The following is a 25,601-nucleotide window of genomic DNA, read 5'->3' as shown; positions in this document are numbered from 1 at the left end:
TTGAATATTATTCTCCTGGAATAACAGCACCTTGGTATTTTTCTTCCAGGAATTTTTTAATTTCTTCTGATTGAAGAACCTCTACAAGTGTTTTAATCTCTTCACGGTCTTTGTCCTCAGAGCGAACGACAACAAGGTTTGCTGGTACTACGTCATCGCCTTCAAATGCAATCCCATACTTCCCAATGTCGATTCCGCCTTCTAATGCATAGTTCGTATTAATAACGACTGCATCACCTTCACCGCTCTCGAAAGAAGAAGCTAATAGTTTTGCTTCAATTAGAGTTGAGAAATCAAGGTCCTTTGGATTTTCCACAATATCCTCTACTCTTGCATTCGCTCCAACGCCTTCTTTAAGCTTAATTAATCCTTCTTTTTCAAAAATAGGTAAAATACGTCCATGGTCGCTTAGTGAATCACTCATAATAATTTTCGCACCTTTTGGAAGGTCATTTAAGCTTTTGAATTCCTTAGAATAAATTCCGATTGGTTCCTTATGAACGCCGCCTACACTTACAAAGTCGAAGTCCTTATTTTCTTCCATTTGCAATTCTAAATAACCTGGTGTTTGAAAATAGTTTGCGTCAAGTTCTTTATCTCTTAAAGCTACGTTTGGCAGGATGTAATCTTGAAAAACTTGTACTTTTAGATCAATGCCTTTTTCCTCTAATAATGGTTTTGCTGCCTCTAACACTTCTGCATGCGGTACAGCAGATGCTCCCACAACTAACTTTTTGTTTCCTTTTTCTCCTCCGTTATCTGCACTATCGTCTTTAGCGCCGCCGCAAGCTGTCAGGACAAATGCTGCTAATGCGATAATAATTAAACTAAATACTTTTTTCATACTCTAACTCCTCCTGTTATCGTTTATCTGTTCTTTTTGTAAAATAATCTCCAATAAATTGGATGATAAAAACCAAAATTAAAATGGCAACCGTTGCAACTAACGTTACAATGGGTCTATTGCGCTGAAATCCTTCAAGGTAGGCAAAATGTCCAAGCCCCCCTGCTCCGATTACTCCAGCCATTGCTGTAAAACTAACTAATGAAATAGCTGTAACCGTAAGCCCTGAAATTAATGCAGGCAAGGATTCCGGTATTAATACTTTAAAGATAATACGACCATGTGTTGCTCCCATTGATTGTGATGCTTCAATAACACCTTTATCGATTTCCCTAAGAGCAATTTCCACCATTCTGGCGTAAAAAGGGGCCGCTCCAATAATTAAGGCAGGCAGCGCTGCATTTGCACCAAGCATGGTTCCAACCAATAATTTTGTAAAAGGAATTAATAAAACTATTAAGATAATAAAGGGGATGGATCTAAAAATATTTACAAAGGCGGCAATAATAACATTTACCGATCTGTTTTCCCATAAATTACCCTTATCTGTTAGAAATAGCAGCAAACCAAGAACTATTCCTAAGATGAATGTAGTAAACACTGAAATGGAAGTCATATAAAGGGTTTCAAGCGTTGCCTCCCATAACTGATCCCACTTTACCATTTCGAAAAAGCTAGCCATTACTAATCACCTCCACACCGACTTGTTGAGAGTGGATATAATTAATGGCTTTCTGAATAATTTCTGCCTTACCATCTAAGTGTATAAATAAAGTACCGTAGGACCCGTTTTGAGTGTGTGAAATTTTCCCTTGCAGAATGTTTACGACAACGTCAAAATCCCTGATTAGAGTGGTAATCAATGGCTGTTCTGCTGCCTCTCCAACAAACGAGAGCTGAACCACCTTTCCATACGGATAACGTTCGAGTAAATGCTCAATCGTTTCTTTGGTTTCTTCAGGTTCCGTTACCTGCTGTACAAATCGTTTTGTTATGGACTGCTGTGGGTTTTTAAAAACATCTAACACCTGACCCAGTTCTACGATTCTACCACTTTCCATAACGGCTACACGGTGACAAATTTTTCGAATAACATGCATTTCATGTGTGATTAAGACAATGGTTAAGCCAAGTCTTTTATTAATATCAACTAATAAATCCAAGATAGAATCAGTCGTCTGCGGATCTAATGCAGAAGTGGCTTCATCGCAAAGCAGAACTTTAGGATTATTAGCGAGTGCCCTGGCTATTCCTACACGCTGTTTTTGTCCGCCGCTAAGCTGTGATGGATACGCATTTTCTCTTCCCTCAAGGCCGACTAATTTAATCAGTTCGTTTACCCGTTTCTGCCTTTCTGCACCGGTAACTCCAGCGATTTCTAAAGGAAAAGCAATATTTTCGCTGACCGTCCTTGACCAAAGCAAGTTAAAATGTTGAAAAATCATACTAATTTCCTGGCGTGCTTTCCTAAGTTCACTGCCTCTAATCTTTGAAATAACGCGGCCAGCAACGGTAACAGATCCTTCTGTAGGAAGCTCTAGACCATTTAGCATTCGAATTAACGTACTTTTTCCTGCACCACTATATCCGATAACACCAAAAATTTCTCCTTGATGTATTTCTAAGTTAACACCATCGACTGCCTTCAGCTGCCCCTGCTTAGAAGGGAAAACCTTCCCGACATCTTTTATAGAAATCATTCCATCACCTACTTTTTATCCAATAAAATATGAATGACAAAAATTCCAACTAAACCATACTGCTTAAATATAGGGTTTGACTGTTGTGCATAAAACATTCTTATATTAGAAAATTAAAAAGCCTTTCTGCATAGGCAGAAAGGCATCATAAATAAAGACCTTTCTCCCATCTTCCAAAGCATCCGCTTTGTGTGAATTGGCACCATTTCAATAAATATTGACGGTTGCCGGGCTTCATCGGGCACATCCCTCCACCACTCTTGATAAGAGTTATAGCATTCTATATTCAATTTACACGTTGATTGATTAAGCAATTGTTTTAGTACGAAAGTTATCTTAACATGGATAAAAATTGGTGTCAACGAAAATTTCTACAATTATGAATACACTCTTTTTAGGCTTTTGCTTTTAATGATGCGACACCTGTTGCTGTCTCAATCGCAGCTTCTAAGTCTTCTATTAAATCCTCTACATTTTCAATCCCAATGGAAAGACGAATTAAATCTTCCGAAACTCCAGCTGCCTTTAGTCCTTCTGCATCAAGCTGCTGATGAGTCGTGCTGGCAGGATGAATAATCAGGCTTTTCGCATCGCCAACATTGGCTACATGGGCAAACAGGGTAATTGAATCAATCAATTTTGCTCCTGCTTCTCTTCCACCCTTAATACCAAAAACAATCATCGATCCTGCTCCTTTTGGCAAATACTTACTAGCTAATGCATAATCAGGATGCGAGTTATGCCCTGGATACGAAATCCATTCTACTGCAGGATGATTTAATAAATATTCCACTACTGCCTTTGTATTAGAAATATGTTCTTTCATGCGGACGTGAAGGGTTTCAAGTCCAAGGGTGAATTGAAACGCATTTTGTGGACTTAAAGCAGGTCCTAAATCACGCAATAGCTGTACGCGTGCCTTAACAATATAAGCAGCAGCACCTAATGCTTCGGCGTAAACAAGGTCATGATAGCTTGAATCTGGAGTCGTAAAGCCTGGGAATTTAGCTGAATTCCAGTCGAATTTCCCGCCGTCTACAATAATCCCACCAGTTGTTGTTCCATTACCTAAAAGCCATTTTGTTGCTGAATGAATGACAATATCAGCACCGTATTCTATTGGTCTGCAAAGATATGGTGTCGCAAATGTATTATCAATTATTAATGGAACTCCTGCCTCGTGGGCAATGTCCGCAACTTTTTCAATATCAAGAATTCTTAAAGAAGGATTACCAATAGTCTCTGCAAACACCGCTTTTGTTTTATCCGTAATTGCTGCACGGAAGTTTTCTGGATTTTCAGGATCTACGAACTTAACCTTAATTCCATATTTCGGAAGGGTAACTGCAAATAAATTGTATGTTCCGCCATATAAATTGGAGGCCGAAACTATTTCATCTCCTGCTTCAGCAATATTTAAAATAGCCAAAGTAATCGCAGCCATTCCGCTCGCTACTGCAAGTGCTCCCACTCCGCCTTCTAATAATGCAACTCTGTCTTCGAAAACCGTCGTGGTTGGGTTATGGATGCGCGTATATATGTATCCCGTTTCCTTAAGTGCAAATAGATTAGCAGCATGTTCTGTGTTTTTGAATTGATATGCATTGTTTTGGTAAATTGGTACCGCGCGTGCTCCTGTAACTGGATCTGGAGCTAAGCCTCCATGGACACTTAATGTTTCAAAACGATAATTTTTTTTGTTTTCCCCCATACTAAAACACTCCTCTAAATTTATAATCATTTTAAGAAATAATTGAATACTTCTCTTCTGGTCTTGTTAAGTAAAAAATCGATTCGATTAGTAATATAGTGCGAAATGGTGCGGTTATGTTAAGCTTTTTATAGTGAATTAGATTCCTTAATTTTTCTTTCCCTTGAAGCAGGCTATAAATGGAATTCCGCTCACCACTTATCACATAAGTTCCAGCACTTTCATCATTGTCGACGAGTAAGAAAACTTCACCACGATGAAAAACAAGAATCTCCTCAGCATTATCGCTAATCAGTTTTATCTTTAGAACATCCAAGTTTTCAATCAACTTTAAGACGTGAGACTGTTTTCTGATAGCAGAAAGGAATACTTGTATCATTTCTTCCATTTTCCATCACTCCATTTACACTCCATTCTGTTATATATTCAAGTTAAATGATTAGAACTCCTTCATTCTTTCATCGACAAATTTCTCGTTTATCAAACAAAAAAAAACAGACGCCAGGCATCTGTTTTTAGACGATTGTTTTTACTTTTTCATATAAGAACGGAACTGATTGAAAAGCATAAATCTGATCGATCACGTTGCCGTCTTTAATTAATAACAGGCAGGGAACACTTTCTACTTCAAATTGCTTTGCCATTTCAGGATAAAAGTTCAAATTCACTTTTCCTATTTTCACATCAACCATATTTTCAATGACTTGGAGCATTCTGGATGCTACCTGACAAGTACCACATAAAGGAGTATAGAAGTAAATGAGTCCAGATGAATGATTTTTTAAGAATGATGATACCTCATCAAGGTTCCAATCGGTCATTTTTTAACCCATCTCTAAAAATTCAGAATGAACATCGATATTTGCACCTAAGAGGACTGTGGCAAGGTGATAAACTGGTGCTGTTGCAACTTCACGATACATTCTGTCAATATAGATATGTTCCGCTTGAGGGAACTCCCTTTTTAATTGTTTACGAAGCTTTTCACCAGCGTCATCAGCATCAACGAGAATATAAACGTCTTTATCCTCAAGTGTATCAATCAATTCATCCAATTTCGTCATGCTGATTGTCCCATTTGTGCAGACTATCTCCATGGGTTCCTTCAGAATACTTTTAACCTTTTTCTTATCTGATTTTCCTTCGACAATCAGAACTTTATCACCATACGTATCATTCATCATTCATCACCTATACAATCGAAAGTTATTTGTTTGATGTTAACATATTCAATAAATTTAATATCGTGTGAATATGTTAACTATACCACGATTATTTTTATGATAATAGGTGTTTGCTCAGTTATAAGCTGCTAGCACCATCCACCATCATCACAATCCGTATATTTTGCATCTGGCTGTTCCGTCACTGTTACATTCTGAAATATTTTCCGTTGTTCTACTTCAAATCGCTGATCTAGCTGGAAGGTCATGTCTCCTGGCAGCTGAATCTTACCAATTGGCGTATTATCAAGAAATAACTCCATCTCACCATTTTTCATTTTACCAACTACTCGATCTGTCACATCAATTTTCTGTTGTTTCAATGTCATACCAAGAGCCCCTTTTAATTAAAGTTTATTCTAGTATCTCCTAGTTTTAGAAGTTACATGGTGCTAATTTTCTCCATAAAAAAACACCTTGATAAACAAGGTGTTTTGTAATACTAATCTTCTTTAATCATTTCTTCATATTGCTCTGCAGTCATTAGGTTTTCTATTTCACTGCTATTAGAAGGCTCGATCACAATCATCCATGCTTTTTCGTATGGAGATTCGTTCACGAATTCAGGGCTGTCACTTAAATCTTCGTTAATGGCAACAACCTTACCGCTTAACGGAGCATATAATTCTGAAACTGTTTTAACAGATTCAACACTGCCAAATGGCTCATCTGCAGTCACTTCATCGCCAACTTCAGGAAGTTCAACAAACACGATGTCGCCTAACTCAGATTGTGCAAAGTGAGTAATCCCTACACGGACTGTTTCTCCTTCAACCTTTACCCACTCATGTTCTTCAGAATAACGCAATTCCTTTGGTGTAGTCATTTCAAAATCCCTCCATTAATTTCTAAATCTTCAGCACATATATCAATTTATCCCTGCTGCCTTTTTGAAAAGTATTGATTATGCTTATAACCACATCTTCTCATACTCTTCTTCTTTAAATCCTACTGTTACTTTTTCTCCATCACTAACTAATGGTCTTTTGATTAGCATCCCATCCGAGGCTAACAAATCTAGCAGCTCATCTTCAGAAGCAGTGGATATTTTATCCTTAATACCCAATTCACGATACTTTTGTCCGCTCGTATTAAAGAACTTCTTTAATTCAAGGTTGCTTTTTTCGTAATACTCCCGAAGTTCTGCCTTTGACGGCGGGTTTTCAACAATATGTATTTCTTTGTAGGAAAGCTGATGTGCATCAAGCCATTTCTTAGCATTACGGCATGTACCACATTTCGGATACCAGTAAAAAGTAAGAGACATCTGTTTCCACCCTCCTTTGCACAAACATCAATGACGTCAATCGTCACTTGAATAGTAACATATCAGGAAAAAAAGTAAAAATACTTCCCTTACAAAAATTCGACTAAATCTGCGTATTTCCTGCTTAACGAACAGAAAAAATTTAGACTCCCACAAAAGAGGGGAGCCTAAAAACTTATTTATTAAACAATATAGCGTTCTGCTTCAATAAGCACATCAGCAGCTTCACGTTTCTTAGCAATCACATTGATTGGCGTATGGCGAGTAAGTTTGCGAAGTGCAGATACTAGCATACGAAGTGTATCTCCTTGTTCAGTTGCAACTAACGTTTCTTTTGCATGCTGCTCGATTTCGTTAAATGCTTCTTGACAGAAGATTTGTGTGTAAAGAAGCTTTTGTTTATTTTTCTCAAGACCATTCTTTGCAATTGCCTTTTCTGTCCGCAGAAGTGCAGATTCCATTGCATAGGCATTTGAAACAATGTCAGCAATATTTGATAAGATTTCTTGTTCTTTATCAAGAGCTTTACCAAATTTTTGTGCAGCTAAACCGGCAGCTAATAAGCCGATTTTCTTGGCATTGCTTACTAAATGCTTTTCTTGTGCTAGCGGCTCATCGCCTGGCTCTTCAGGCATTAACATCATAATTTCTTCTTGGAGTGCCATGGCCTTTTGGAACAGCGGAAGCTCACCTTTGAATGCTTTCTTTATATATGTTCCTGGTACTAGGAGACGGTTAATTTCATTTGTTCCTTCAAAAATTCGATTGATACGTGAATCTCGGTAAGCTCTTTCGATTGTATATTCCTGCATAAAGCCGTATCCACCGTGAATTTGAACACCCTCATCTACCACGTAATCTAGAACTTCACTACAGAAGAATTTATTAACAGAGCATTCAATCGCATATTCAGCAATTGAGTTGGCTACTAACTTAATATCCTTCTGCTCTTCAGTTGTAAGCTTTCCTTGATTATCTTCATAAAGTCCAATCGTACGGTAGACAGAGCTCTCAGCAGCATAGATCCTAGAGGCCATTGTACCGAATTTTTCTTTTGTTAAATTGAACTGAGAAATTGGTGTATTAAATTGCTTACGGCCATTTGCATATTTAACGGCTAATTCAAATGCATTTTTAGAACCGCCCACTCCGCCTACAGCTAATTTGTAGCGTCCGATGTTTAAGATATTAAACGCAATGACGTGACCTTTTCCATACTCTCCTAATAGGTTTTCCACAGGGACAGGTACATCTTCTAGAATAAGTGTACGAGTAGAAGAGCTCTTAATTCCCATTTTCTTTTCTTCAGCGCCAGTAGAAACTCCAGGGAAGTCTTTTTCAACAATGAACGCAGTGAAATGTTCACCATCTATTTTTGTATAGACAACAAATACATCGGCAAAACCAGCATTGGTAATCCATTGTTTCTCGCCGTTAAGAATGTAATGTGTACCTGCTTCGTTTAGTTTTGCTGTTGTTCTTGCACCAAGTGCATCTGAACCTGAACCTGGCTCTGTTAAGGCGTATGCTGCAATCTTTTCACCAGAAGCTAGTGCCGGTAAATATTTTTTCTTTTGCTCTTCGTTACCGAATAAAACGATAGGCAGTGAGCCGATTCCAACATGTGCGCCATAGGAAAGTGAGAAGCCGCCAGCTTTTGACATTTTCTCAGTTACCAGTGATGAAGTCACTTTATCTAAACCTAGACCATCATACTCCTCAGGTACATCTGCTGCTAAAAGACCTAGATCTCCAGCTTGCTTTAATAGTTTTACTGTGCGATCAAATTCATGATTTTCAAGATGTTCCAGTTGTGGAAGCACTTCTTTTTCTATGAAGTCCTCTGCAGTTTTCGCGATCATTAGTTGCTCTTCGTTAAAATCCTCTGGTGTTAACATTTGATCATAGGAAATATCGTCGATTAAAAAGCTTCCGCCTTTAATAATTTTTTCTGCTTGTTGTGTCATCAAAAATTCCTCCTAATCTTTTATAGCCAGCCGTAATTCATCAATGAATTCTTTACGTCGTTTTAAAGAAGTTCGAAAACTCCTGCAGCGCCCATTCCGCCGCCTATGCACATGGTTACGACCCCAAATTGCTGGTTCCGGCGTCTTAGTTCGTGGATTAGTGTTAACGTAAGTTTTGCACCTGTACAGCCAAGCGGATGACCTAGTGCAATTGCCCCGCCATTTACGTTTACTTTTTCTTCATCGAGACCAAGCTCGCGAATGACTTGCAGGGATTGAGAAGCAAATGCTTCGTTTAATTCGAAAAGATTTATATCGGATAATTCTAGACCAGCCAGTTTAACGGCCTTTGGAACTGCGACAACAGGACCAACTCCCATAATTTCCGGCGGTACACCTCCGACCGCAAAGGATCTGAATTTAGCTAATGGCTTTAGCCCAAGTGACTCTGCTTTTTCACGGTCCATTATCATTAAAGCTGCTGCTCCATCACTTGTTTGTGAGGCATTGCCAGCTGTAACAGAACCTGTCACAGAGAAGGCGGGACGAAGTTTTGCTAAAGATTGTACGTTTGTATCAGGGCGCACGCCTTCATCTTGAGAAAATTTGATTGTTCTCTCAACTAGCTTGTTGTCCTTTCCGACAGAACGGAAGGTAACTTCCACGGGAACAATTTCATCCACAAATTTTCCTTCTTGAATGGCTTTTGCAGCTTTCTGATGGCTGCGAACAGCAAATGCGTCTTGGTCCTCACGCGTTATACCATATTTCTTGGCTACTTCTTCAGCAGTATGACCCATTCCCATGTAGTACTCTGGCGCTGATTCTGCTAGTTTTACATTTGGACGAACCACATGCCCTGCCATTGGGATTAGACTCATCGATTCCGCTCCACCAGCAATCGCTGTATCGGTGTGACCGAGCATTATCCCTTGTGCTGCATAGGCTATCGCTTGTAGTCCAGAAGAACAAAAACGGTTAATGGTGATTGCCGGAACTGTGTGCGGCAGGCCTGCAAGTGCCCCAATATTCCGAGCCATGTTATTTCCCTGCTCAGCTTCAGGCATCGCACATCCTATGATTAAATCATCAATATTTCCTTCGTAATTTCCTGCACGTTTTAATGTTTCTTTTACAACCAATGCTCCCAAATCATCAGGGCGAACATGGGCAAGCGTACCTTTCTTCGCTTTACCAACCGGGGTTCGTGCTCCGGCTACAATTACCGCTTCTCTCATGCGTGTTCCCTCTCTTTCTCTTATAGTAGCAATCTATTTGTCTAGCTTCCGCGCTTAGGCGCTTTTCGCTTTTCATTTTAATTACGTAAAGGTTTTCCTTTTACTAACATGTGCTGCATACGCTGTTGTGTTTTTCCTTCTCTTATTAAGCTTAAGAACGCTTCTCTTTCTAAATCCAATAAATATTGCTCATCCACTTCTGAGCCGTATGGAACTTTACCGCCCGCAATGACATATGCTACTTTTTTAGCTATTTTTAAATCATGCTCTGAAATATATCCTGATAAGTACATGGATTGTGCTCCCAGTAAGAGTGTAGCGTACCCTGTTTCACCCACTACTGGTACTTTTCTGCGTGCCTTTTGTACATATCCCTTTTCATGCAATGCGAGTACAGCCTGCTTTGCGTCGTATAACAAGTGATCTCCGTTAATACTGATGCCATCACCTAAGCCTAAGAAATTATTCTCTCGAGCTTCTGCACCAGATGTGGATACTTTTGCAGTGGCAATCGTTTCAAACACTTTGTTTGCTACAGCCTGTAAATCAATTTGGACGCCATTCGGCAGACCTTCTAAGTGTTTAATATATAACTCTTTATTACCGCCGCCGCCAGGAAGTAAGCCTACACCTACTTCAACCAATCCCATATAGGTTTCAGCCGATGCTTGAATGTGTGCAGCAGGTAAACATACCTCAGCCCCTCCGCCAAGTGTCATGGCAAATGGTGCTGCTACGACTGGTTTTGCACTGTATTTCACCTTCATCATCGCATTTTGGAATTGACGAATAACCATATCTAGCTCATAAATATTGTCATCCTGAGCTTCCATCAGCATCATAGCGAGGTTCGCACCAACACAGAAGTTTTTACCTTGGTTACCGATTACAAGCCCCTTGTAATTCTTCTCCACTTCGTCAATAGCAAAGTTAATCATCTGAATAATATCAAGACCAATCGCATTATTCGGTGAATGGAATTCAAGAAGTGCTACACCATCACCTAAATCAAGCAAGCTGGCACCGCCATTCTTCTTAATTACGCCCTTTTGTTTTTTTAATTGTTTTAAATCGATCGCTTTTGGATTACTTTCAACTAAGCGATATTCCCCATTTTTATAGAAGAATACTTCGCCATTTTCTTCTAAATAGAATGAAGTTTGGCCCTTAGCCAGCATTTCTGTTACCCATGCTGGAATTTCCAAGCCATCATTCTTCATTTTTTCAACTGACTTCTCTAATCCAATGGCATCCCATGTTTCAAACGGACCCATCTCCCATCCGAAGCCCCATTTCATAGCACGGTCAATATCGACGATGGTGTCAGCAATTTCTCCTAACAGCTGCGCAGAATATACTAGAACCGGACTAAAGATGTTCCATAAAAGCTCACCAGCACGGTCCCCGGCGTATACAAGCGCTTTCAATTTATTTGCAGTGCCTTTTTCCTGTTTACTTAATTCGGTTGCTGTTGTTTTTAGTTTTTTACGTGGAATATAGTCTAAAGAAGCAGGGTCAAGTTCAAGGATTTCTTTCCCTTTTTTCAGAAAGAAGCCTTGCCCAGATTTGCTTCCCAGCCAGCCTTTTTCAAGCATGGTTTTCATAAAACCAGGAACTTCAAAAACTTCTTTTTCTTTTCCGGTTACTTTCTCATAAACATTTCCTGCGACATGTGCAAATGTATCAAGTCCCACTACATCCAGCGTACGGAAAGTTGCACTTGAAGGACGGCCGACTAATGGTCCAGTAACAGAATCGACTTCACCTACGCTATATCCGCCCTTCAGCATTTCTTGGACAGTAATCAGGAGGCCATAAGTTCCAATTCGGTTTGCAATAAAGTTTGGTGTATCTTTTGCAAGAACGACACCTTTCCCTAATACATCCTCGCCAAAGGTTTTCATGAATGAGACAACTTCTTGACTCGTATACTGAGTAGGTATTACTTCAAGTAATTTTAAGTATCTAGGCGGGTTAAAGAAGTGGGTGCCTAGGAAATGCTTTTTGAAATCCTCAGACCTGCCTTCTGCCATCGCTTCAACAGAGATTCCCGATGTATTCGAGCTGATAATGCTCCCTGGTTTCCGATATTGTTCAACCTTTTCAAAGACCTGCTTCTTTACATTCAGATTTTCAACGACAACCTCGATCACCCAATCAACATCTTTCAATTTAACAAGGTCATCTTCTAAGTTACCCGCTTCAATTAGTGCAAGATTCTTTTTTACCGCTAGTGGTGCAGGTTTTTGTTTTAATAACTTCTGAATGGATTGGCTGCTAATACGGTTACGAACTTGTTTATCTTCAAGCGTCAGCCCTTTTGCTATTTCATCGTTTGTTAACTCCCGAGGTACAATATCCAATAATAATGTTGGAATGCCGATGTTTGCTAGGTGAGCAGCAATCCCTGATCCCATAACTCCTGATCCTAAAACAGCTGCTTTTTTAATAAGTTGGTTCAACATTGTCTCCCCCTTTAAGGCTTTGAATGAACACTCATTCATTTTTTTGTCAAAAAAAATTCATAAATAAACGAATGAGTTCTGCTACTTATAACTATAGAATATTTAAAAAATTTGCGCAATAACTAATCGTGGAAAATTAAATTTTTTTTTCGTAAACGTTTTTTTCTTCATAAAAAGATAGAATTGGACATCCTATAAACGAGGTGATGAAGCATGGGAAAAATGAAGAAAAACCCATCTAAAAGAGGCGTAAGTGCCGCTAGCGTTCAAGGAAACGCCGGTCCTGGCGGAGAACAAAACGATAAAAACAAAGTAAACTCCCAAAACAATCAATATAAAAGATAAAAAGTAAAACCCGAGATATCAAAAAGGCTTAGAGATGCATATATTTCTAAGCCTTTTTTAATATTTTCCTTTTTCGCGAAGCTGCCCTGTAAGTTGTTCAAGTTCATTAGATACTAGAGCTAGTTGATAAATAAGCGGAGAAATTTCGCTTATTTAGGAAATAGCACTAAAAATCGTTTCAATAGACGGAGGAATTCCGTCTATTGAAGCAAAAAACGAAAAAATAGAAGATTTTTCTTTGCATAACCGGAAAACCTCCGCTTATTTACCCCGAAACAAGCTTTGTTCTGTAAATAACCGGAAATTCTCCGCTTATTTTAACTATCACTGGTTATTCAATTATAATCCACGTACTAAATCACAAACAAACTTCATACCTTGTGATTTACTAGGCAAATTGGGCAATTAAAATTCGTGAACCCGAGGCATTGCCCTCCGGTTTTATTTTTTTGCTGTGCTGCGGTGTTTTTCGTTTAATTCTTTAATTTCACCAATGATTGTTTTCATTTCGTCCTTTGCCTCCGGGTAGAGTTCATTCCAGTGCTTCGCTAAGGCTGGCATTGATTTGGCAATATGCGTATACAATGCATATGCCTTTACCTTTTCGGTTGTCTCCTCACTAGACTCACCAACGAGTAATTCGCTATATTTCTCAAGTAAAGCTTTGAATTGCTCCGCAAATATTTTCTCCATCAAGGCACACTCCATCCTTAACCAGATGAGTACATGGACATGTTTTACAGCGTTTTGACCCCAGCTGATAAGTAAAACAACAAGTTTTTCTGATCCTGACCTCATCTTGGTTCTTTTCTGTATAATATTTCTGTATTGGATTTAGATTGTATCTGCCAAACAAGAGTCCTTCTGCTTCATTAATTAAAAAACGGAAATCACTTAGCACGTTTGGATTATCGCTGTCCTTTAATTCCGACTCATATAACCAGAACAGATAAACAGCGATATTTTCCCATAAAATTAATTTAGAAACCTTGAACGTTTTTTCAAAATGTTCAATGATAGGATAGATATTGTTAGCAAATAGATTGATGTAAACACGTTTCCGCCATTCATGCCTGTTTTCTCCATCCCATTCCTCGATAGATGGATCTTTTAAAGAAATCGTTGGGAGCCAGTCTTTTCCACGTTCCGCTTCTTCCATTTCAATATTATCCAAGGATAAATTCAATTTCTTATTATCCGCCGTCATTGCAAAAAGGGAAATAACCGCAATAAATGCATATCTCTTAATAAATATGGAGGCGGCCGCTCTTTCTGAAGGAGCTCCTATTGATTCTGCCAAATTTTTCATAAAATCTGTTACATATGCTTTTTCAAGTAGATTTGCCACGTTAAATGATTTGCCTGATTCCGGCCTAAGCCTGTATTTCTGCAGGGCACCCAAGTCATTCTCTTTAAGTATATTACCCATTCGACACAGCCGCCTTTTGGAGGATTCGTCTTCCTTTTCCATAAGGGATACATAACGGTGTTCCAAATAGCGGATCCATTGTAACTTCACATTCCATGCCAAAAACATTTTTGACAAGACTGCGATTTATCACGTACTCAGGCTTTCCTTGATCATATACCTTCTGATCCTTTAGGGCAACGATATTGTGTGCATAGCGGCAGGCAAGATTCAGGTCATGAAGGACCATCACAACTGTTCTTTTTCTCTTTTCATTCAGTTCAAAAAGAAGGTCAAGTATTTCAATTTGGTGTGTCATATCTAAGTATGTTGTTGGCTCATCTAAAAGAATAACGTCCGTATCCTGCGCCAATGTCATTGCAATCCAGGCACGCTGCCTCTGACCGCCTGAAAGAGAGTCAACAGGCCTTTCCTTTAAATCCTCGAGCCTTGTAGCCTTTAAGGCATCATTGACTTTTTTCTCATCTTCTTCTGACCATTGTTTTAACCATGATTGATGTGGATAGCGCCCTTGTTTCACCAGCTGCAGGACCGTCAACCCTTCTGGGGCTGTGGGTGACTGCGGCAAAATGGCCATTTTCTTTGCCACTTCCTTCGTAGAAAGCTTTGCAATCGCCTCCCCCTCCAGTATAACAGAGCCAGACTTTGGTTTAAGAAGACGGGCAATGGAACGAAGAAGAGTTGACTTTCCACATCCATTCGCCCCAATAAAAACAGAAATTTCACCTTTTGGAATTTTCAAATCCAACTCGTCTATTATCAGAGTTTCCCCGTAGGAAAGTGACAGATTCTTCGTTTCGATTGCACTCTTCATCTTCTTCGCCCCTTTAAGCATTTCTTGTTTTAAAAAGTAAATATATAAAATATGGTGCACCGATTCCTGCTGTAAAAACTCCTGCAGGAATTTCCAGCGGTGAAAACATCGTTCTTCCAATTAAATCAGCGAGCATGACGAGAATTCCGCCAATTAATGCTGAAACTGGCAATAAGGCTCCAAACGAGGATCCGACCAGTCTTCTAGCCATATGCGGCGCCATTAACCCAACAAAACCAATTCCTCCTGCAAAGGCCACCGAGCCGCCGATTAAAGCTGTACTAATCATTAATAAAAAGAATCTTTGCCCCTGTATCTTACCGCCTAGGCCTGTGGCAACTTCATCGCCAAGTTCTTGAATATTTATCGTTCTAGCAGCAGCAAACGCAATAATTAGAAATACAACACTCCAAGGAAGTAATGTACCAACATTATTCCAGTTGGAACCATAAACTGTACCTGTTATCCAAATATTAGCCTGACTTGCTTGATAAATAGGACCCATAATCATCATTAACGTTGTCAACGCTTGCATCAAGGTTGATATCCCAATACCAATTAGTACTAGTCTAATGGGTGAAACCCCATTCTTCCATGCCAATAAATAAACTAAAAATGCTACGACACCAGCACCTAAGAAGGCCGCTAATGGGAGCCAATTAATACTCACAGTCAGCGCATTGCTTTCATCCGAGAATAAGGCCAGAAAGCCTACCACCGCTGCACTTGCTCCACCTGTAATACCGAGAACGTCAGGTGACGCAAGTGGGTTTCGAATCATCCCTTGTAAAATTCCACCAGCAACAGCTAATGAAATACCGACAATCAGGGCAATAATAATTCTAGGCAAACGAAAGGATGTTATGATTAGCGTTTCCATTTCAGGACCGCTGCCTGCAAATACTTTTAAAACAGTCAGTGGATTTATTTTCATTTCACCAATCGCTGTACTGACCACAAACACGATGAAAGCAACTATCATTAACACAACAAATGTAATTGTTGCATTGCGGTCTAATAGAAAGGATAACTTCCCGTTGAAGAAGCGAATATTTTTATATTTGCTCATCGTGCGTTGAACCCCTTTCTAGCTATGTAAATAAAGAATGGAGTTCCGATGATAGCTGTCATGACTCCGACCGGCACCTCGGACGGCATCAGTACATATCTAGCAGAAATATCTGCTGCTACCAATAAAATCGCACCTAATATACCTGACAAAGGAATAACCCATCGATGATCGATTCCAATGATTGTTCTAGTAATATGTGGAATCACAATGCCTACAAAACCAATTGGACCGGCAACGGATACAGCTCCGCCTGCCAGCAGAATAACAATTATACCAACTGAAACTTTTACAAGTCCTGTTTTTAAACCCAGTCCCTTTGCCACGTCTTCACCCATTGAGAGAATATTCATTTTCCCAGCAATGATAATCGAGGCAATCCAGCCAATTCCCAAATAGGGTAAAACAGAAACAAGTGTCTCTAACTTCCGTCCCGATACAGAACCAGCCAGCCAAAATAGTACCTGCTCAAGTGCCGCCTCATCGATAACCAATAATCCTTGGGTAAAAGATGAAAACATTGCCGCAATAGCTGCACCTGCTAATGTCAGCTTCATCGGTGTTAAGCCCTCCCGGCCGACAGACCCAATCGTATAAACACTAATAGCCGCAATGGCAGCTCCTAAAAAGGCGAGTCCACTAAATGCCTGCAAACTTGAGACGGAGAAAAGGGTTACTGCTGCTACTACTGCAAATCCTGCCCCTGCATTTATACCAAATATTCCTGGTGAGGCCAGCGGATTTTTGGTTAATGTTTGCATTAACACTCCAGAAATCGCTAAGCTCGCACCTACTGCAGCTGCAATAAGTGCTCTCGGAAGTCGCACGGTTTGAATAATAATATGTTCATTTGAGCCATTATAATGGGTAAAGGCATCAATAGCCGTACGTAATGAAGTTTCTGTATACCCAAAAATGACACTGGCACACATGAAAAACAACAGCAAAAGTACGGAGGTTAGTAATCCCGCCCATCTTAATGCACTATTTTTTAAAAGCATTTGTTTTAAAACCTTTCTAAACATATTTCTTGTATAAATGCGCTTTACTTACCTTAAGTTTATATCCAATTGATAATGATTGTCAATGAGGCTGATAACCATTTTCAACTAATTGGACATAAGTCTAAAAAAATGTCAATGATATAAAACTAGAATTTCAAATAAAGCGTTGACATTAAGGAATATCCATTTTATTATAAGGTTGTCATTGAAAATGATTATCATTTACAATTAAAACAAGGGGGATACATACAAAAATGAAACGACTTAATCCACTATTTACACTTTTTTCTATCATCGCACTTTTTTTGCTAGCTGCTTGCGGTGGTACGGAAGAGAAAACTACTGAAAAAGAGGATACAACAAAGACGACAGAAGAAACAAGCTATACGGTTGAACACTCTATGGGATCTACAACGATCAAAGGCACTCCCAAACGAGTTGTCATCCTAACAAACGAAGGTACAGAGGCTTTGCTGGCAATGGGTGTTACTCCTGTTGGTGCAGTAAAATCTTTTACTGGTGATCCTTGGTATGATCATATTGCTGACCAATTAAAAGATACCCAAGTGGTTGGTGTAGAAAGTGAAGTCAATGTAGAAGCAATTGCTGCTTTAAAACCTGACTTAATTATCGGTAATAAAATGCGCCAAGAAAAAATCTATGATCAATTAAAAGCAATCGCACCAACTGTTTTTGCCGAAACACTTCGCGGTGACTGGAAAGTAAACTTTGAACTTTATGCAAAAGCTTTAAACAAGGAAGAGAAAGGCAAAGAAGTACTTGAAAAGTATGATTCACGAATTGCTGAGTTAAAAGAAAAGCTTGGCGATAAATTGAATATGAAGGTTTCCATGGTTCGCTTTATGGCTGGGGAAGTTCGTATTTACCATAAGGATACATTTTCTGGAGTTATTTTAGGAGACCTGGGATTTGCTCGTCCTGAGAGTCAGAATGTTGATGATTTCGCGGAAAGAAACGTCACAAAAGAAAGAATTCCGGCCATGGAAGGTGATATTCTTTTCTACTTCACTTACGAAACAGGTGATGGAAAAGGCTCTGAGCTAGAAAAGGAATGGATTGCTGACCCACTTTTCAAGAATCTAGAAGTAGCGAAAAAAGGTGAAGTCCACAAGGTTAGTGATACCATTTGGAATACAGCTGGCGGCGTGCTCGCAGCAAACCTAATGCTGGATGATATTGAGGAATTCTTTTTAAAGTAAAAAACAAAACGCGGGGATTTAATCTCCGCGTTTTTTTTACTAGTTTAGTCAGTTGTTGAAAACATGTATTTTTTATAGTGGTAACGAATTGAAAAGATTAATCCTATCCCCAGCATATTCCCCATCAGAGAACTGCCTCCATAACTAATAAACGGTAATGGAATCCCTGTAATCGGAAGCACACCAATCGTCATTCCGATATTTTGAAACACATGGAAAGTTATCATACTAATGATCCCCACGCAAATGTACGTATAAAAGTTATTCTTCGTTTCCATACCAACCTTTGTAATATGGTAAATCAATAAGAAAAACAAACTAACGAGAACACTAGCACCAATAAAACCAAATTCTTCCCCAACGACACTAAAGATAAAATCCGTATGGCTTTCCGGTAAGTAGACTTCCCTATTTCCATAACCTTTACCGCCCGTTTGCCCTGATCCAATCGCCAGCAGAGACCTTGTTAACTGATAGCCTGCTGAGCTTTGGAAATTATAGGGATCTAACCAGGAATAAATTCGGCTGAATTGATACTGCCTTACACCTAAATACTTTTCAAGAATTTCGGGTTTTATTAAAACAAAATAAAAAATGACTGAAATCAGACCAGTTCCAATTGTAAATATTGGAACCAGTATCTTCCAAGTAATACCTGAAATAAAAATCATCCCAAGCAGGATAGCCAAAAACACCAATGAAGTCCCTAAATCCTGCTTAATAATAAGTATCAAGGGGACCATTGTTATAACACCCAGCTTAATTAACAACCAGAAATCGGATGAAATCGTTTTGACTGGGTTCTTTTGATGATGTTCATCAATCACTTTTGCTAGTGTTAAAATAATAAAGATTTTGACAAACTCTGAGGGCTGAAGTGACCCAATTCCAGGAACCTTAAACCAGTTTTTTGCTCCATTGATTACAGGTGCGATACTTTCTGGTGCTATGATTAAAAAAACAAGAAGAAATATTCCTGCTCCGTAAGCATACCAAGTTAATTTTTTTAGCTGGTCAGAATCAAGCCTAATAACTGCTGCAATAATTCCACAACCGATTCCATAAAAAATAATTTGCTTAATTAAGAAGTTACTGTCATATTGACCACTAGCCTGAGCACTGTATATAGATACGCAACTTGCTAGAAACATTAACATTAAAATGAAAACAAGGCTATAATCAAGTTTGGAAGTTGTATTTTTAGTTGATGTCATTGTTCACACTCCTTTATGCAAGGTCTCAAAAAGGAACTTGTACATTATCTCATTATATTTTTTAATAGAACAAAGCACAACTTATAACCTAAGATTGGGTTAATTTACATATACAAAAAAATGAAAGCCCCTGCTATTAGGCGCTTCCATTTGTGTAATATTTACTTTTAATGTCGTCTGCCATCCAATGTAAATTATTTGGGACCTGCGGAATACCATAGCCGATATAAAGCGGGGTCGTCACGAACCGGGGGACAATTTTCACATAAATCCTTCGATTATAATGATGAAAGAAAAGATTATAGCTGCTCGCCTTAAAAGGGAAGTTATACAGGATATAATGCACTGCTTTTTGAAGATTGACGCCAAAGGTTTCTTGATAGCTGGAATCATCCATATCAATATTAAACTCATAGAAACCGACCTTCGGTTTTGTCGATAACGTAAATCTAACTCCATCCTTTTCTTCTATTAGAATACCCTCAAACACATCCTCCGTTACGTTTTCCTTATAGTTTATATCATTTAATCCTATAATTTGCATATGTGGATGCGCTAAGGTTCCGCCCGATAATGGACCATGATTCTTGAAAAAAATCACCGATTCATATTTCCCTGTTTTATCCATCTCCAGCCAATGCCTAATCGCAAACTGCAGCAGTCTATGTAGATATGGAAGCTCATAGGTAGATAATTCACCATGGCAATCATCAGTTTCGATTAAAACGGTTTGGTAGGCATTTTCTAGGACAGGATACTTATTTTTCAAAAGTATGATAGGTCCATCCACTTCAATGAGATCTGTCAATTCTTCCCGTACACAAAAAGGGCATGGCTGCTGTTTATTTCTAATATTTTCTGGTTTCTTAACACCAATTGATGTATTGAAATGTAGATGGCTATTTTTCAAATGTAGCGCTCCTCTCCAAAATACTTACTTCTATTTTATGGGAGTAACTGCTTCAATTGCACTATTTTTGCCTTGGTAATAATTAAAAATTTCTTGGTTATTTGCAGAGGAACGCGCATATCTATACTATGTACAGGCTCTATGGTGCAGAAAGAGAGGTTTGGATATGTTAGGAAAATTGGAAGCACTCATATTAGGAATTATTCAAGGATTAACGGAATTTTTACCCATTAGCTCTACTGGTCATTTGTATTTAGGCAGAAATTTATTTGGGTTGCAGGAAGCTGGTTTATTATTAGATACCATGCTTCATGTAGGTACCTTGCTTGCTGTTTTTGTTTTCTATAAGGACGAGTTTGTTAAGATTATTAAAAATCCCTTTAGTAAACTCACCTTCCTATTAATAGTAGGAACCATCCCCGCTGTAGTGATTGGTCTGCTTTTCAAAGACTACTTTGAGGAGATTTCAAAGACAGGGGTTACGATTGGGTGGGAGTTTTTAGTTACCGGCTTATTTCTATGGATAGCTGATTCGGCAAAAAATGGCTATAAAAAAATGGATGATATTAGTTATACCGATGCTTTCATCATTGGCTCCTTTCAAGCTGCCGCTATTTTACCAGCCATTTCGCGCTCCGGCTTTACAATTGTCGCTGCTTTGTGGAGAAAATTAGACCGTGAAACAGCTGCTTATTTCTCCTTTCTGTTATCTACGCCCGCTATCGTGGGAGCAGTAATTCTTCAATCTCTCGATCTATTTAGCGGTACAGGCGAAGAAATCTCACTATCTGCCTTGGTGATTGGTATCCTTTCCTCTGCCCTATTTGGCTATTTTGCCGTTAAGTGGATGATTGGCTTCTTAAAGAAGCATTCATTAAAGCCCTTTGCCATTTACGTCTGGATTTTAGGTTTTGCGGTATTATTTTTCCAGTTCACTGGACAATTCTAATAAAAAATGCGGCTCGATATCCGAGTCGCATTTTTGTTTGTTTTTATACTGTAATGGTTTCTTTAGCCATTTCATTTGCGGCTTCAACAACTTGTTCTTTTGCTTTTGCCATAATTTCTGGTACTTGTTTTGGAAAGTGATCCATTCCCTCAGCAAAAACGGTAGGCAATACGTCCATTCCTAAGAAGCTGAGTACCTTGGTTAGGAAACGATCGCCGAATTCAAATTCAACCATTGGCCCAGTGGAATAAATTCCGCCGCGGGTTTGAATATGAAGTGCTTTACGATTTGTAAGTAATCCTTTGGCACCTTCATGTGTATTCACAAAAGTTTTGTTTACGATAAATAAATTATCAAGGAAAGCCTTTAATATAGCTGGTGACCCAAAATTCCAAATTGGAGTAACAAACACGTAATAATCAGCAGCAATAAAACGGTCTGCTAAGGCATGCATAGCCGTAATTTGTTTTTGTTCCCCCTCTGTAAGCTCATCAAAGGTTTTACCCATGAAAGATAATTTAGCACGAGCATATAACAAATCCATATCAATTTGCGGGATATCCATATCATATAAATGCATATGTTCAATTTCTACTTCAGGCTTTTGTTTCTTAAACTCTTCAAGAAAAGCCTCACCAAGCTGCATACCCTTCGAAAGCTTTATATCATTTTTTGGGTTAACAGTAATATAAAGAAGTTTAGACATCTGATCCCCATCCCTTTTATAATTTTTCATCTATTAATATAGTACAACAAACATCCTTGTTCACTGATGAACAATCCGTGACGTTTTTGTACAAAGTGTGAACTTTTTCGATTATCAGTGAACAAAACATGACATTTTCAAATAAAACTTAATGAAACATAACAAAACTTAACAAAAACTACCTTCTACATTATATAATTACCTTATATTGTAACTACAAATTAGTAGGGGGCACGAAGATGGAAGGAAAGGCATATACACCCGATGAGGTGGCTCAGCTATTCCAAATCTCAAAACATACCGTTTATGAACTTATTAAGCGAGGTGAGTTACAGGCATTTAAGGTTGGAAACAAAATGAGAATTGAACACTCCGAGATTGAACGATACAAGGAAAGTACAAAAGCACCAGCTAAAAAAGCTCAGATGGAACAACCAGATATTCATGCTTCTTTACCAATACGCCTTTCTGGGAGTCATGACTTTTTAGTAGAACATTTTGTAAAACAAACATCTAAAGACTTACAAGTTCAAATACAGCCAACTTACATAGGCAGCCTTGAAGGGCTAATGATGCTGTATCGGGGTCAATCCGATATCGCAGCCATACACCTATTAGATCCTGCCTCTCAAGAATACAACTTACCTTTTATTCATCAACTCTTTGTTTATGAATCTATAGCAGTCGTTCGCTTTGTTTCTAGAGAACAGGGATTTATCATCGCAAAAGACAATCCAAAAGGTATAACAGACTTTAACGATCTCACCAGAAAAGATGTTCAATTTGTAAATCGCCAAAAAGGCGCTGGAACAAGATTTCTATTAGATTCCTTGTTATCCAAAAATGGAATTGATCCTGCAAAAATCAATGGTTATGGTAATGAAGAATGGAACCATCTTTCTACCGCTTCTCATATTAGCAGAGGCATGGCAGATGTTACTTTTGGGATTCAATCTGCTGCAAGTCATCTAGGTCTTGATTTCATCCCGGTTGCCAAGGAACAGTTTGACCTGGTTTTTCGCTATACAAATGAAAATAAGCAAGAGCTCACTAACTTAATACACTATCTGCAGTCATCTGAATTCAAAAGCAGTTTAACAGATTTAGAGGGCTATGGAATTGAAGAAATAGGAACTTTAATCTATCAAACTAGTAAAGTGGAGGAAACGTCATGTTAAAAAATCGTTTTTTTGCTACACTATTTGTATTCATGCTCCTCATTTTATCAGCTTGCGGCAACAGCGAAAGTGATCAAGCTAACGCAAAGGAGGAAAAACCCGAACCTGCTGAACTCATCCTTGCTACAACCACCAGTACTCAAGATAGCGGTTTATTAGACGAATTGCTGCCCATCTTTGAAAAAGAAAACAATGTAAAAGTAAAAACCATTGCAGTCGGAACCGGACAAGCATTAGAAATGGGTGCAAAAGGTGAAGCAGATGTCCTTTTAGTTCATGCTCCTAAATCCGAGGAAGAACTCGTAACAACCGGCGATGCAGTTAATCGCAAACGTGTGATGTATAACGATTTCATTTTAGCTGGACCGAAAGATAATACAGCGGATGTAAGCGGGGACGACATTTTAGCGGCCTTCAAATCAATTTCAGACGGTAAAGCTAATTTTGTAACTCGCGGTGATGACTCAGGTACGCATAAAAAAGAACTAGGAATTTGGACAGCAGTTAATATCGAGCCTGCTGGTGATACATATATCTCAACAGGTCAAGGTATGGGTGCTTCTTTACAAATTGCCAACGAGAAAAACGGATATATTTTAACTGACCGCGCTACATGGTTAGCGCAAGAGAAAAATTTAACAAACCTTCAAATTGTTGTTGAAGGCGGCAAAGATTTAATGAATATTTACCATGTTATGCAGGTAAATCCTGAAAAGCACGATATGGTTAACAGCAAAGACGCAGAAAAGTTTGTTGAGTTTATGGTCAGCAGTGAGACGCAAGATGTAATCGAAAGCTTTGGTAAGGAAGATTACGGACAATCATTATTCTTTAAATACACAGAGTAGAGGCAGAAAGGATGTAAGGCAGGATGGAACTAATTTTCGATGGGCTGAAAAAAGCGGTAGAAATGATTCTTACCGGTGATCGAGAAATTCTCGAAATCACCTGGCTGACGTTAAGAGTTTGCTTGATGGCCATCATCATTAGTTCTATCATTGGCCTGCCGCTTGGCATGTTTCTTGGCTTAACAAGATTTAAGGGAAGAAAAATAATTCTCGTGCTCATTAATATCGGTATGGGCTTACCCCCCGTCGTTGCGGGATTATGGATTACCATGCTATTATGGCGTTCTGGTCCCTTGGGACATTTACAATTACTCTATTCCCCAACAGCTATTGTCATGGCACAGGTGTTAGTTTCCTTACCGATTATAACCGGATTAACAAGCTCCGCCTTTCAACAAATTAACGAAAAAATGCTTTTACAAATAAAAGCACTCGGAGCTACGAAAATTCAGAGTATTGCACTGCTGCTAAAACAAACAAAAATTGCTATCGTGGCAGCGATTATGGCAGGCTTTGGCCGAGTAATAGCTGAGGTAGGGGCTGCAATGATGGTAGGCGGGAATATCCAAGGAGACACACGAATTCTTACTACCTCTATTGTCATGGAAGTATCAAAAGGGAACTTTGATGTAGCTCTAGCGATATCCTTCATATTATTAACGGTCGCATTATTGATCACAGCAGCTTTAACACTGTTACAGCAAAGGAAGCGAGTATCATGAATCCATTGATTGAGCTTAAAAACATAAGCTATCGTGCAAATCAAAAAAGTATTCTAGACATCCCTCATTTTCAGATTCAAGAGGGAGAATTTCTTGGAATCATGGGACCGAATGGTGCCGGTAAAAGCACCTTGCTGAAAGTATTGGCCATGCTTGACAGTATTAGCGGCGGTGAAATTCTTTACCGTGGGCAAGCTGTTCCAAATGGAACTCCCTCACTTGATCTGCGCAGGAAATTCTCAGTGGCACTGCAGCAATCGTTGTTATTAGAAGGAACTGTTTTTCAAAATGTGGCGATTGGCCTTAAGCTAAGAAAGGTTCCTAAAGCAACAATAGAAGAAAAGGTCACGTTGTGGCTGGATCAGTTTCAAATCAGTCATCTTTCAAAAAAAAATGCACATTTCCTTTCAGGCGGAGAAGCGCAGCGTGTTAACCTTGCAAGAGCAATGATAGTGGAGCCAGAAATTCTGTTTCTTGATGAACCTTTTTCTGCATTAGACTTTCCAACGAAAATAAAATTGATGGATGACTTTAAAGGAATTATCGAAGGTTCAGGAACGACAACCGCCTTTGTTAGTCATGATTTGATGGAAATCAATTATTTGACCAGTACGCTTGCGATTATCGTCAACGGAGAAATCATGCAATATGGATCTACCCAGAGAGTCCTTGAACACCCCAATTCAGCGACTTCTCCTTTCTTAAATGAATGGAAGAAATTTTATCCCTTACACTCTAATAATCAAAAGCCGCTATCCCTCATGAGATAGCGGCTTTT

Annotated in this window: 28 protein-coding genes and 1 riboswitch; of the genes, 7 read left to right on the top strand and 21 right to left on the bottom strand. The window is 38.9% G+C overall.

The window, feature by feature from the left end; genetic code table 11:
- Window positions 1-7: 7 nt before the first annotated feature.
- From H0184_RS07940 to H0184_RS07880, 13 genes are all read right to left on the bottom strand, one after another.
- Window positions 8-844 carry a MetQ/NlpA family ABC transporter substrate-binding protein gene (locus tag H0184_RS07940; protein WP_221823209.1) on the bottom strand — a complete coding sequence of 279 codons (837 nt, stop codon included), beginning with the start codon at window positions 842-844 and terminating at the stop codon, window positions 8-10.
- Window positions 845-860: 16 nt separating this feature from the next.
- On the bottom strand, window positions 861-1,526 hold the full coding sequence (locus tag H0184_RS07935; protein WP_221823208.1) for a methionine ABC transporter permease: 666 nt from the start codon (window positions 1,524-1,526) through the stop codon (window positions 861-863).
- Window positions 1,519-2,544 (bottom strand): methionine ABC transporter ATP-binding protein, encoded by a 1,026-nt coding sequence (locus tag H0184_RS07930; RefSeq protein ID WP_221823207.1) that lies wholly within the window; start codon window positions 2,542-2,544, stop codon window positions 1,519-1,521. Before H0184_RS07930 ends, H0184_RS07935 begins: the two co-directional genes overlap by 8 nt.
- A 163-nt stretch (window positions 2,545-2,707) precedes the next feature.
- Window positions 2,708-2,814, bottom strand: a riboswitch (SAM riboswitch).
- Window positions 2,815-2,938: 124 nt separating this feature from the next.
- On the bottom strand, window positions 2,939-4,255 hold the full coding sequence (locus H0184_RS07925; protein WP_221823206.1) for an O-acetylhomoserine aminocarboxypropyltransferase/cysteine synthase family protein: 1,317 nt from the start codon (window positions 4,253-4,255) through the stop codon (window positions 2,939-2,941).
- Window positions 4,256-4,286: 31 nt separating this feature from the next.
- Entirely contained in the window at window positions 4,287-4,643 is a 357-nt protein-coding gene (locus tag H0184_RS07920; RefSeq protein WP_221823204.1) for a hypothetical protein, read from the bottom strand.
- 127 nt (window positions 4,644-4,770) lie between these two features.
- A complete protein-coding gene (locus H0184_RS07915; RefSeq protein WP_221823203.1) occupies window positions 4,771-5,076 on the bottom strand; it encodes a thioredoxin family protein in 306 nt (101 codons plus the stop codon).
- A gap of 3 nt (window positions 5,077-5,079) precedes the next feature.
- Complete coding sequence (locus tag H0184_RS07910; protein ID WP_221823200.1) at window positions 5,080-5,436, bottom strand: toprim domain-containing protein; 357 nt, start codon at window positions 5,434-5,436, stop codon at window positions 5,080-5,082.
- A gap of 131 nt (window positions 5,437-5,567) precedes the next feature.
- Window positions 5,568-5,807: a YusG family protein gene (locus tag H0184_RS07905; protein ID WP_095250799.1), complete on the bottom strand. Its 240-nt coding sequence runs from the start codon at window positions 5,805-5,807 to the stop codon at window positions 5,568-5,570.
- A 113-nt stretch (window positions 5,808-5,920) separates the two neighbouring features.
- Complete coding sequence (gene gcvH / locus H0184_RS07900; RefSeq protein WP_221823198.1) at window positions 5,921-6,304, bottom strand: glycine cleavage system protein GcvH; 384 nt, start codon at window positions 6,302-6,304, stop codon at window positions 5,921-5,923.
- Between the two features lie 84 nt (window positions 6,305-6,388).
- Window positions 6,389-6,745, bottom strand: a complete 357-nt coding sequence (locus H0184_RS07895) for an arsenate reductase family protein (RefSeq protein WP_221823196.1) — start codon at window positions 6,743-6,745, stop codon at window positions 6,389-6,391.
- Window positions 6,746-6,927: 182 nt separating this feature from the next.
- Entirely contained in the window at window positions 6,928-8,712 is a 1,785-nt protein-coding gene (locus H0184_RS07890; RefSeq protein ID WP_221823194.1) for an acyl-CoA dehydrogenase family protein, read from the bottom strand.
- Between the two features lie 62 nt (window positions 8,713-8,774).
- Window positions 8,775-9,950 carry an acetyl-CoA C-acetyltransferase gene (locus H0184_RS07885; protein ID WP_221823192.1) on the bottom strand — a complete coding sequence of 392 codons (1,176 nt, stop codon included), beginning with the start codon at window positions 9,948-9,950 and terminating at the stop codon, window positions 8,775-8,777.
- Between the two features lie 77 nt (window positions 9,951-10,027).
- On the bottom strand, window positions 10,028-12,415 hold the full coding sequence (locus tag H0184_RS07880; RefSeq protein WP_221823190.1) for a 3-hydroxyacyl-CoA dehydrogenase/enoyl-CoA hydratase family protein: 2,388 nt from the start codon (window positions 12,413-12,415) through the stop codon (window positions 10,028-10,030).
- 213 nt (window positions 12,416-12,628) lie between these two features.
- Here H0184_RS07880 and H0184_RS07875 point away from each other — a divergent pair, with 213 nt between their 5' ends.
- On the top strand, window positions 12,629-12,760 hold the full coding sequence (locus tag H0184_RS07875) for a YuzL family protein (protein WP_221823188.1): 132 nt from the start codon (window positions 12,629-12,631) through the stop codon (window positions 12,758-12,760).
- 441 nt (window positions 12,761-13,201) lie between these two features.
- Here the strand turns inward: H0184_RS07875 and H0184_RS07870 are convergent, their stop codons facing one another.
- Genes H0184_RS07870 through H0184_RS07850 form a run of 5 tightly spaced genes read right to left on the bottom strand, consistent with a single transcriptional unit; the run spans window position 13,202 to window position 17,073 of the window.
- On the bottom strand, window positions 13,202-13,453 hold the full coding sequence (locus H0184_RS07870) for a DUF2573 family protein (RefSeq protein WP_221823187.1): 252 nt from the start codon (window positions 13,451-13,453) through the stop codon (window positions 13,202-13,204).
- Window positions 13,413-14,189: an IucA/IucC family C-terminal-domain containing protein gene (locus H0184_RS07865; RefSeq protein ID WP_221823186.1), complete on the bottom strand. Its 777-nt coding sequence runs from the start codon at window positions 14,187-14,189 to the stop codon at window positions 13,413-13,415. The genes H0184_RS07870 and H0184_RS07865 overlap by 41 nt, the downstream gene beginning before the upstream one ends.
- Entirely contained in the window at window positions 14,182-15,003 is an 822-nt protein-coding gene (locus H0184_RS07860; RefSeq protein ID WP_221823185.1) for an ABC transporter ATP-binding protein, read from the bottom strand. Before H0184_RS07860 ends, H0184_RS07865 begins: the two co-directional genes overlap by 8 nt.
- 13 nt (window positions 15,004-15,016) lie before the next feature.
- Window positions 15,017-16,072 carry a FecCD family ABC transporter permease gene (locus H0184_RS07855; RefSeq protein ID WP_221823184.1) on the bottom strand — a complete coding sequence of 352 codons (1,056 nt, stop codon included), beginning with the start codon at window positions 16,070-16,072 and terminating at the stop codon, window positions 15,017-15,019.
- Window positions 16,069-17,073: a FecCD family ABC transporter permease gene (locus tag H0184_RS07850; RefSeq protein ID WP_221823183.1), complete on the bottom strand. Its 1,005-nt coding sequence runs from the start codon at window positions 17,071-17,073 to the stop codon at window positions 16,069-16,071. Before H0184_RS07850 ends, H0184_RS07855 begins: the two co-directional genes overlap by 4 nt.
- Before the next feature lie 257 nt (window positions 17,074-17,330).
- Between H0184_RS07850 and H0184_RS07845 the strand changes: the two genes are divergently transcribed.
- Complete coding sequence (locus H0184_RS07845; RefSeq protein ID WP_221823182.1) at window positions 17,331-18,296, top strand: ABC transporter substrate-binding protein; 966 nt, start codon at window positions 17,331-17,333, stop codon at window positions 18,294-18,296.
- Window positions 18,297-18,340: 44 nt separating this feature from the next.
- On the opposite strand, the gene H0184_RS07840 is transcribed toward H0184_RS07845, so the two are convergent.
- Both H0184_RS07840 and H0184_RS07835 read right to left on the bottom strand, forming a co-directional pair.
- Window positions 18,341-19,510, bottom strand: coding sequence for an FtsW/RodA/SpoVE family cell cycle protein (locus H0184_RS07840; RefSeq protein ID WP_221823181.1), 1,170 nt, complete (start codon window positions 19,508-19,510; stop codon window positions 18,341-18,343).
- A 136-nt stretch (window positions 19,511-19,646) separates the two neighbouring features.
- Entirely contained in the window at window positions 19,647-20,420 is a 774-nt protein-coding gene (locus tag H0184_RS07835) for a DUF4931 domain-containing protein (protein WP_221823179.1), read from the bottom strand.
- A gap of 166 nt (window positions 20,421-20,586) precedes the next feature.
- Between H0184_RS07835 and H0184_RS07830 the strand changes: the two genes are divergently transcribed.
- Entirely contained in the window at window positions 20,587-21,369 is a 783-nt protein-coding gene (locus H0184_RS07830) for an undecaprenyl-diphosphate phosphatase (RefSeq protein ID WP_221823177.1), read from the top strand.
- 43 nt (window positions 21,370-21,412) lie between these two features.
- Here the strand turns inward: H0184_RS07830 and H0184_RS07825 are convergent, their stop codons facing one another.
- Window positions 21,413-22,075, bottom strand: a complete 663-nt coding sequence (locus H0184_RS07825) for an FMN-dependent NADH-azoreductase (RefSeq protein WP_221823175.1) — start codon at window positions 22,073-22,075, stop codon at window positions 21,413-21,415.
- A gap of 239 nt (window positions 22,076-22,314) precedes the next feature.
- Here H0184_RS07825 and H0184_RS07820 point away from each other — a divergent pair, with 239 nt between their 5' ends.
- Genes H0184_RS07820 through H0184_RS07805 form a run of 4 tightly spaced genes read left to right on the top strand, consistent with a single transcriptional unit; the run spans window position 22,315 to window position 25,593 of the window.
- Window positions 22,315-23,253, top strand: a complete 939-nt coding sequence (locus H0184_RS07820; RefSeq protein WP_221823173.1) for a substrate-binding domain-containing protein — start codon at window positions 22,315-22,317, stop codon at window positions 23,251-23,253.
- Window positions 23,247-24,101, top strand: coding sequence for an ABC transporter substrate-binding protein (locus H0184_RS07815; RefSeq protein ID WP_221823172.1), 855 nt, complete (start codon window positions 23,247-23,249; stop codon window positions 24,099-24,101). The genes H0184_RS07820 and H0184_RS07815 overlap by 7 nt, the downstream gene beginning before the upstream one ends.
- 23 nt (window positions 24,102-24,124) lie before the next feature.
- Window positions 24,125-24,823, top strand: a complete 699-nt coding sequence (locus H0184_RS07810) for an ABC transporter permease (RefSeq protein WP_221823171.1) — start codon at window positions 24,125-24,127, stop codon at window positions 24,821-24,823.
- Window positions 24,820-25,593 carry an ABC transporter ATP-binding protein gene (locus H0184_RS07805; protein WP_221823170.1) on the top strand — a complete coding sequence of 258 codons (774 nt, stop codon included), beginning with the start codon at window positions 24,820-24,822 and terminating at the stop codon, window positions 25,591-25,593. The genes H0184_RS07810 and H0184_RS07805 overlap by 4 nt, the downstream gene beginning before the upstream one ends.
- Window positions 25,594-25,601 lie beyond the last annotated feature (8 nt).

The organism is Neobacillus niacini, assembly GCF_019749295.1.
In the GTDB taxonomy this organism is placed as follows: Bacteria; Bacillota; Bacilli; order Bacillales; family Cytobacillaceae; genus Neobacillus; species Neobacillus niacini_D.
The sequence above is the reverse complement of the archived record's forward strand: the minus strand, read 5'-3'. Positions and strand labels throughout refer to the sequence as shown.

What these genes read in the sequence shown, in the direction of transcription:
- H0184_RS07930 (WP_221823207.1), bottom strand. Translation starts at nt 2,544, where the DNA reads ATGATTTCTATAAAAGATGTCGGGAAGGTTTTCCCTTCTAAGCAGGGG.
- H0184_RS07810 (WP_221823171.1), top strand. Translation starts at nt 24,125, where the DNA reads ATGGAACTAATTTTCGATGGGCTGAAAAAAGCGGTAGAAATGATTCTT.
- H0184_RS07895 (WP_221823196.1), bottom strand. Translation starts at nt 6,745, where the DNA reads ATGTCTCTTACTTTTTACTGGTATCCGAAATGTGGTACATGCCGTAAT.
- H0184_RS07940 (WP_221823209.1), bottom strand. Translation starts at nt 844, where the DNA reads ATGAAAAAAGTATTTAGTTTAATTATTATCGCATTAGCAGCATTTGTC.
- H0184_RS07860 (WP_221823185.1), bottom strand. Translation starts at nt 15,003, where the DNA reads ATGAAGAGTGCAATCGAAACGAAGAATCTGTCACTTTCCTACGGGGAA.
- H0184_RS07850 (WP_221823183.1), bottom strand. Translation starts at nt 17,073, where the DNA reads ATGCTTTTAAAAAATAGTGCATTAAGATGGGCGGGATTACTAACCTCC.
- H0184_RS07840 (WP_221823181.1), bottom strand. Translation starts at nt 19,510, where the DNA reads ATGACATCAACTAAAAATACAACTTCCAAACTTGATTATAGCCTTGTT.
- H0184_RS07905 (WP_095250799.1), bottom strand. Translation starts at nt 5,807, where the DNA reads ATGACATTGAAACAACAGAAAATTGATGTGACAGATCGAGTAGTTGGT.
- H0184_RS07865 (WP_221823186.1), bottom strand. Translation starts at nt 14,189, where the DNA reads ATGGGTAATATACTTAAAGAGAATGACTTGGGTGCCCTGCAGAAATAC.
- H0184_RS07830 (WP_221823177.1), top strand. Translation starts at nt 20,587, where the DNA reads ATGTTAGGAAAATTGGAAGCACTCATATTAGGAATTATTCAAGGATTA.
- H0184_RS07890 (WP_221823194.1), bottom strand. Translation starts at nt 8,712, where the DNA reads ATGACACAACAAGCAGAAAAAATTATTAAAGGCGGAAGCTTTTTAATC.
- H0184_RS07805 (WP_221823170.1), top strand. Translation starts at nt 24,820, where the DNA reads ATGAATCCATTGATTGAGCTTAAAAACATAAGCTATCGTGCAAATCAA.
- H0184_RS07825 (WP_221823175.1), bottom strand. Translation starts at nt 22,075, where the DNA reads ATGTCTAAACTTCTTTATATTACTGTTAACCCAAAAAATGATATAAAG.
- H0184_RS07910 (WP_221823200.1), bottom strand. Translation starts at nt 5,436, where the DNA reads ATGAATGATACGTATGGTGATAAAGTTCTGATTGTCGAAGGAAAATCA.
- H0184_RS07820 (WP_221823173.1), top strand. Translation starts at nt 22,315, where the DNA reads ATGGAAGGAAAGGCATATACACCCGATGAGGTGGCTCAGCTATTCCAA.
- H0184_RS07885 (WP_221823192.1), bottom strand. Translation starts at nt 9,950, where the DNA reads ATGAGAGAAGCGGTAATTGTAGCCGGAGCACGAACCCCGGTTGGTAAA.
- H0184_RS07845 (WP_221823182.1), top strand. Translation starts at nt 17,331, where the DNA reads ATGAAACGACTTAATCCACTATTTACACTTTTTTCTATCATCGCACTT.
- H0184_RS07815 (WP_221823172.1), top strand. Translation starts at nt 23,247, where the DNA reads ATGTTAAAAAATCGTTTTTTTGCTACACTATTTGTATTCATGCTCCTC.
- H0184_RS07935 (WP_221823208.1), bottom strand. Translation starts at nt 1,526, where the DNA reads ATGGCTAGCTTTTTCGAAATGGTAAAGTGGGATCAGTTATGGGAGGCA.
- H0184_RS07925 (WP_221823206.1), bottom strand. Translation starts at nt 4,255, where the DNA reads ATGGGGGAAAACAAAAAAAATTATCGTTTTGAAACATTAAGTGTCCAT.
- H0184_RS07920 (WP_221823204.1), bottom strand. Translation starts at nt 4,643, where the DNA reads ATGGAAGAAATGATACAAGTATTCCTTTCTGCTATCAGAAAACAGTCT.
- H0184_RS07875 (WP_221823188.1), top strand. Translation starts at nt 12,629, where the DNA reads ATGGGAAAAATGAAGAAAAACCCATCTAAAAGAGGCGTAAGTGCCGCT.
- H0184_RS07870 (WP_221823187.1), bottom strand. Translation starts at nt 13,453, where the DNA reads ATGGAGAAAATATTTGCGGAGCAATTCAAAGCTTTACTTGAGAAATAT.
- H0184_RS07855 (WP_221823184.1), bottom strand. Translation starts at nt 16,072, where the DNA reads ATGAGCAAATATAAAAATATTCGCTTCTTCAACGGGAAGTTATCCTTT.
- gcvH (WP_221823198.1), bottom strand. Translation starts at nt 6,304, where the DNA reads ATGACTACACCAAAGGAATTGCGTTATTCTGAAGAACATGAGTGGGTA.
- H0184_RS07915 (WP_221823203.1), bottom strand. Translation starts at nt 5,076, where the DNA reads ATGACCGATTGGAACCTTGATGAGGTATCATCATTCTTAAAAAATCAT.
- H0184_RS07880 (WP_221823190.1), bottom strand. Translation starts at nt 12,415, where the DNA reads ATGTTGAACCAACTTATTAAAAAAGCAGCTGTTTTAGGATCAGGAGTT.